Source organism: Pigmentiphaga sp., assembly GCF_019689535.1.
GTDB lineage: Bacteria > Pseudomonadota > Gammaproteobacteria > Burkholderiales > Burkholderiaceae_B > Pigmentiphaga.
Genome location: NZ_JADGHH010000214.1, coordinates 1 through 5,548 on the forward strand (window position 1 = coordinate 1; position 5,548 = coordinate 5,548).

The following is a 5,548-nucleotide window of genomic DNA, read 5'->3' on the forward strand; positions in this document are numbered from 1 at the left end:
GACTGGAAGGTCTACACCAGCCTGCCCGAAGCCCCCGGCCACCCGGCCCGCGCTCCCCGCCACGGGTTCGGGATGTACCAGGCGCCGGACTATGACGCGCTGGTCGACCACCCGATAGAAATGGGCACGCCGCAAGTGGCGAGCTTCGAAGCCCATGGCGCGCGCCACGAATTGGTCTTCACCGGCAATGTGCCCAACCTCGACCTGGAGCGACTGTCGGACGACATCCGCAAGATCTGCGAGAAACAAATCGCCTTCTTCGAGCCGCGCACGCGCCGCGCGCCGTTCCTCGACAGCACCGACCGCTATGTCTTCATGACCATGGTCACCGGCGACGGCTATGGCGGACTCGAACACCGCGCCTCGACCGCGCTGATGACCTCCCGCGCGGACCTGCCCGTGCACGGGCGCCCCGAGCAAAGCGACGGCTACCGCAATTTCCTCGGCCTGGTCAGCCACGAATACTTCCACACCTGGAACGTCAAGCGCATCAAGCCTGCCGCCTTCGCGCCCTACGACCTCGAACGCGAGAACCACACCCGGCTGCTGTGGCTGTTCGAAGGTTTCACCTCCTACTACGACGACTTGTTCGTGCTGCGCGCCGGCGTCATCACGCGGCAGGATTACCTGCGTACGCTGGCCAAGACGATCTCTGCGGTCCACTCGGCCCCCGGGCGTTTCAAGCAATCGGTCGCGGAAAGCTCCTTCGACGCCTGGACCCGCTACTACCGCCAGGATGAAAACTCGCCCAACGCGATCGTCAGCTACTACACCAAGGGATCGCTGGTCGCGCTGGGGCTGGACCTGCTCTTGCGGCAAGAGAGCCGCGGCCGCCACAGCCTGGACGACGTAATGCGTCTGCTCTGGACGCGCTACGGCCGGAATTTCTACCGCGGCGCTCCCGAGGGCGTGCCCGAAGACGCAATGCCCGGCCTGATACGCGAAGCCACCGGCATAGACGTCGGCGAGTTTTTGCGCCGCTACGTCTACGGGCGCGAGGACGTGCCGCTGGAGGCACTGCTGGCGCGGCAAGGTTACCGCCTGACATGGAAGACGCCCTCGCCGCTCCCCTCACTGGGAGTCAAGACGGCGCGCCAGGGCGAAGAGGTGCGCCTGGCCACCGTCTATGAACACGGCGCGGCGCACCGGGCGGGACTCTCGGCGCATGACGTGTTGGTTGCCATCGACGGCGTCCGCGTGCAGCACGGCAATCTGGACAAGCTGCTCGCACGTTACCGGCCGGGCGACGTGGTGCAAGTACACGCCTTCCGCCGGGATGAGCTGCGCTGCTTCACGCTGAAGCTGGAGGCGCCGGCGGAGACGGAATGCGTCATTACGCCGGCGAGCGAACCTTTCCCCGCCCGCTAAGGAGCGGCTCGCCGGCTCACCAGGCGATCGTGTCGCGCCCGCGCTCGGCCAGCCAGCGGTTGGCCCGGGCGAAATGCCCGCAGCCCACGAAAGGCTCGGGCGGGCGGCGCGCCGAGAGCGGCGAGGGATGGTTGGCCGTCAGCACCAGGTGCCCGCTTCCGGGCGGCAACAGCACCTGCTTGGCCTGCGCGTGCGCCCCCCAGAGCATGAAGACCTTGGGCCCGGGCTCGCGCGCCACGGCGGCGATGACCGCGTCGGTGAAAGCCTCCCAGCCCCGCCTTGCATGCGAAGCCGGCGCGCCGTCCTCCACGGTAAGCGACGTGTTCAGCAGCAACACGCCTTGCCTGGCCCAACGCGACAGGTCGTTGCCGAAGCTCGCCGGATCCCCGCCGCAATCGGCGGCGACCTCATTGAATATGTTGCGCAGGCTGGGTGGCCGCTTGCAGTCGTCCGGCACGGAAAAGGCCAGGCCCTGGGCCTGGCCGGGACCGTGGTAAGGATCTTGGCCGAGGATGACGACGCGGACCGACTCCGGCATCACCAGCTCGAGCGCCCTGAACGGCGACGCGGGATAAATGACGGCACCCTGTTCCCGGCGCCGCTCGAGGAAATCCTGCAAGGCCTGGAACGATGCACTCGCCAGCGCATCCTGCAGCAAAGACCGCCAGGCGGCGGGCAAGCGATCCACATGCGCACGCAGTGGCGCGCTCAGGCGGTTGTCCGGCGCAGCAGCAAATAGATCGCCTTGCGGTGGGGCAGCCTGCAGGGACCCGCCGCCGGTCATGCGAACAGTCTCGACAGCTCGGCGCCCGGCTCCGGGGCACGCATGAAGGCTTCGCCGACGAGGAAGGCGTGGACGCCGTGCTCGCGCATCCGCCGCACGTCGTCGGGCCCCAAGATGCCGCTTTCGGTGACGACGCGCTTGCCGGATGGAATCCGGGGCAGCAAGTCTATCGTCGTCTGCAGCGAGACCTCGAAGCTGCGCAGGTTGCGGTTGTTGATGCCGAGCAAGTTCGTGCGCAGTTGGAGGGCGACGTCCAGCTCCTCCTGGTCGTGCACTTCGACCAGCACGTCCATGCCGAGCTCCATCGCCAGCGCTTCAAGGTCCTGCAGCTGCGACGGCGCCAATGCAGCGACGATCAGCAGGATGCAGTCGGCCCCCATCGCGCGCGCCTCGACCACCTGGTACGAATCGACGATGAAGTCCTTGCGCAGCACCGGCAGCGCGCAGGCCGCGCGGGCCCGGCGCAGATAATCCGGCGACCCCTGGAAGAACTGGACGTCGGTCAGCACCGAAAGGCACGCGGCCCCGTGCACGGCGTACGACGCGGCAATTTCGTCGGGCTGGAAGTCCTCGCGCAAGAGCCCCTTGGAAGGCGAGGCCTTTTTGATCTCCGCAATGACTCCGGCTTTGCCCTCGGCCACCTTGGCCTCGATGGCCCTGGCAAAGCCGCGCACGTCCTGGCGGGCCTCGGCCTCGCGCCGCAAGTCGGCCTCGCTGCGCAAGAGGCGCGCGGTAGCGACCTCTTCGGCCTTTACTTCCAATATGCGTTGGAGAATGTCACTCATGACCCACCCGATGAAATTTTGCGATGCGAAGGCCTAGCGCGACGAGATCTTCTTGGTGAACGAGACGAACTCGTCGAGCTTGGCGCGCGCGGCTCCGCTGGCGATCAGATCGAAGGCCTTGCGCAGGCCGTCGGCGACGGATGGTACGACATTCCCGGCGTACATCGCCAGGGCGCCGTTCAGGGCCACGATGTCGCGCGCCGGCCCCGGCACGTTGGACAAGGCCTCGAGCACCAGGTCGCGGGATTCTTCGCGCGTGGCCACTTTCAGGCTGCGGTTCGACACCATTTGCAGCCCGAAATCCTCGGGATGGATCTCGTACTCGTAGATTTCGCCATCGCGCAGCTCGCCCACCATGGTGGCCGCCCCCAGGGACGCCTCGTCCATGCCGTCCTTGCCGTACACCACCAGCACGTGCTTGGACCCCAGCCGCTGCAGCACCCGCACCTGGATCCCGACCAAGTCCGGATGAAACACGCCCATGAGCTGGTTGGCCGCGCCTGCGGGATTGGTCAGCGGGCCGAGCAGATTGAAGATCGTCCGCACCGCCAGCTCCTTGCGGATGGGCGCGATGTTCTTCATGGCCGAATGGTGCAGCGGCGCGAACATGAAGCCGATGCCGGTGGCCTCGATGCATTCGGCCACGGCCTCGGGCGGCAGCATGACATTGGCGCCGAGGGCCTCCAGCACGTCGGCGCTGCCGGACGACGACGATACGCTGCGGTTGCCGTGCTTGGCGACCTTGGCGCCGGCGGCTGCCGCCACGAACATGGCCGCCGTGGAGATATTGAACGTATGCGCCCCGTCGCCGCCCGTGCCGGCCAAATCCACCAGGCTGTCGGGATCGGCGACTTTCACGCCGTCGGCGAACTCGCGCATGACGCGGGCGGCGGCCGTGATCTCGCCTATGGTTTCCTTCTTGACGCGCAGGCCCATGATGAGCGCGGCTGCCGTGGCGGGCGGGATTTCCCCGCGCATCAGCATGCGCATCAGCGACAACATTTCGTCATGGAAGATTTCGCGGTGTTCGATGCAACGCACCAGCGCTTCGGTAGGGGTAATGGGCACCTTGGACTCCTCGAAAAATCGTTGCCGCTGGTTCATGCGTCCAACTGCAGGAAATTGCGCAGCAGGGCGTGACCGTGCTCACTGAGAACGGATTCGGGGTGGAACTGCACACCGTAGACGGGAAGCTGGCGATGACGCACGCCCATGATTTCGCCGTCGTCGGTCTGCGCCGTCACCTCCAGGCAATCGGGCAGGCTGTCCCGCTCGATGGCGAGCGAGTGATACCGGATGACCGTATAGGGGGACGGCAAGCCCCGGAATACGTCGCTGCCCGTATGGGTGATGGCCGACGTCTTGCCGTGCATGATCTGCCGCGCGCGGACGATTTTGCCACCAAACGCCGCACCGATGGATTGATGGCCGAGGCAGACGCCCAGGATGGGAACCTTGCCGGCGTATGCTTGGATGAGGGGCACCGAAATGCCGGCCTCGGCCGGCGTGCACGGCCCGGGGGAGATGCAAATGCGTTCCGGCGCCAACGCTTCGATCTCGTCCAGCGTGATCTGGTCGTTGCGATAAACGCGCACGTCGGCACCCAGCTCGCCGAAGTACTGGACAAGGTTGTAGGTGAAGGAATCGTAGTTATCGATCATTAGCAGCATGTCGGTCGACCTCCGCGAAGAGCCCCCGCCCGCGGCGCGGAATTGGGGGAACGAACGCAGTCGGCCGTGCGCAAGCGCGCGCCCGGGACGTCGAGACATGCTGTGGTCAGGGAAGGTACTGCTGATGGCACTGGCAATCTCCTGGTTCTGGAGCCGCCGTGCCCGGGATCTGCGAGAGATTTTCGACCTGCCACCGGTTACGGCGGCAAGGTGCAGTTTTCGAACCGCAACGACGTGCCGCTTCCTTTAGCGGAAGCGCCACCACAGAGCAACGTTGGTCGAAGCGGTACGGATCATGTCGAAATAAAAGTGGGTTCGAAGAAGCCGGCTGCAGCCAGGACAACCAACGCAGTCGGTTCAGCGTGCAAAAAATCATACCACGCCGGCGAGGGATGCAACACACCCGGGGTCGTCCTACCCACCGTGTAGATATCTCCCGGGCGAGCGCAAATTTTGCATTTCTCCGGGCAAGTGCAATGCCCGTACGCGGCGGATCGCGCCACGGATACGGGTACGACGCTGCCCCTTCCCCGGGGATTAACCCTAGCCAGCTGCGGCACGACGATTGCTTGAGCCCCGGACCGGGCGAGGCGGACCACGGCCCATCCACAGGGGAGTCGTCAATGATCCACGACAAGGCTGGCATGCGCGACGAATGCGCGGTTTCCCGGCCAGGCACGAGCGGGGGCAACCCCGGTTCCGGCTGCTGACCGGCCTATCTCATGGACGCCTTGCTCCTGGCGCGGATCCAATTCGGGTTCACGATCTCTTTTCATATCATTTTCCCGGCACTCACGATCGGCCTGGCCAGCTATCTCGCCGTGCTGGAAGCCCTCTGGCTGCGGACCCGCAGGCAGGTCTACATCGACCTCTATCACTTCTGGCTCAACATATTCGCGGTCGCCTTCGCGATGGGCGTGGTCTCGGGCATCGTGATGGCC

Annotated in this window: 6 protein-coding genes; 2 read left to right on the forward strand and 4 right to left on the reverse strand. The window is 65.7% G+C overall.

Annotated features, from left to right (window positions below; translation table 11 throughout):
* On the forward strand, positions 1-1,368 hold a 1,368-nt coding region (locus IRZ12_RS15155; protein ID WP_296470104.1), incomplete at its 5' end, for a M61 family metallopeptidase.
* A 16-nt stretch (positions 1,369-1,384) separates the two neighbouring features.
* On the opposite strand, the gene IRZ12_RS15160 is transcribed toward IRZ12_RS15155, so the two are convergent.
* The 4 genes from IRZ12_RS15160 to IRZ12_RS15175 are packed head-to-tail and all read right to left on the reverse strand — an operon-like array spanning position 1,385 to position 4,607.
* On the reverse strand, positions 1,385-2,152 hold the full coding sequence (locus tag IRZ12_RS15160; RefSeq protein ID WP_296470106.1) for a uracil-DNA glycosylase: 768 nt from the start codon (positions 2,150-2,152) through the stop codon (positions 1,385-1,387).
* Positions 2,149-2,937, reverse strand: a complete 789-nt coding sequence (gene trpC, locus IRZ12_RS15165) for an indole-3-glycerol phosphate synthase TrpC (protein ID WP_296470108.1) — start codon at positions 2,935-2,937, stop codon at positions 2,149-2,151. Before trpC ends, IRZ12_RS15160 begins: the two co-directional genes overlap by 4 nt.
* A 33-nt stretch (positions 2,938-2,970) precedes the next feature.
* Positions 2,971-4,005, reverse strand: coding sequence for an anthranilate phosphoribosyltransferase (trpD, locus tag IRZ12_RS15170; protein ID WP_296470113.1), 1,035 nt, complete (start codon positions 4,003-4,005; stop codon positions 2,971-2,973).
* 32 nt (positions 4,006-4,037) lie between these two features.
* Positions 4,038-4,607: an aminodeoxychorismate/anthranilate synthase component II gene (locus IRZ12_RS15175; protein WP_296470110.1), complete on the reverse strand. Its 570-nt coding sequence runs from the start codon at positions 4,605-4,607 to the stop codon at positions 4,038-4,040.
* 722 nt (positions 4,608-5,329) lie between these two features.
* On the opposite strand from IRZ12_RS15175, the gene IRZ12_RS15180 reads away from it, so the two are divergent.
* On the forward strand, positions 5,330-5,548 hold a 219-nt coding region (locus tag IRZ12_RS15180; protein WP_296470111.1), incomplete at its 3' end, for a cytochrome ubiquinol oxidase subunit I.

What these genes read in the sequence shown, in the direction of transcription:
- IRZ12_RS15175 (WP_296470110.1), bottom strand. Translation starts at nt 4,607, where the DNA reads ATGCTGCTAATGATCGATAACTACGATTCCTTCACCTACAACCTTGTC.
- trpC (WP_296470108.1), bottom strand. Translation starts at nt 2,937, where the DNA reads ATGAGTGACATTCTCCAACGCATATTGGAAGTAAAGGCCGAAGAGGTC.
- IRZ12_RS15160 (WP_296470106.1), bottom strand. Translation starts at nt 2,152, where the DNA reads ATGACCGGCGGCGGGTCCCTGCAGGCTGCCCCACCGCAAGGCGATCTA.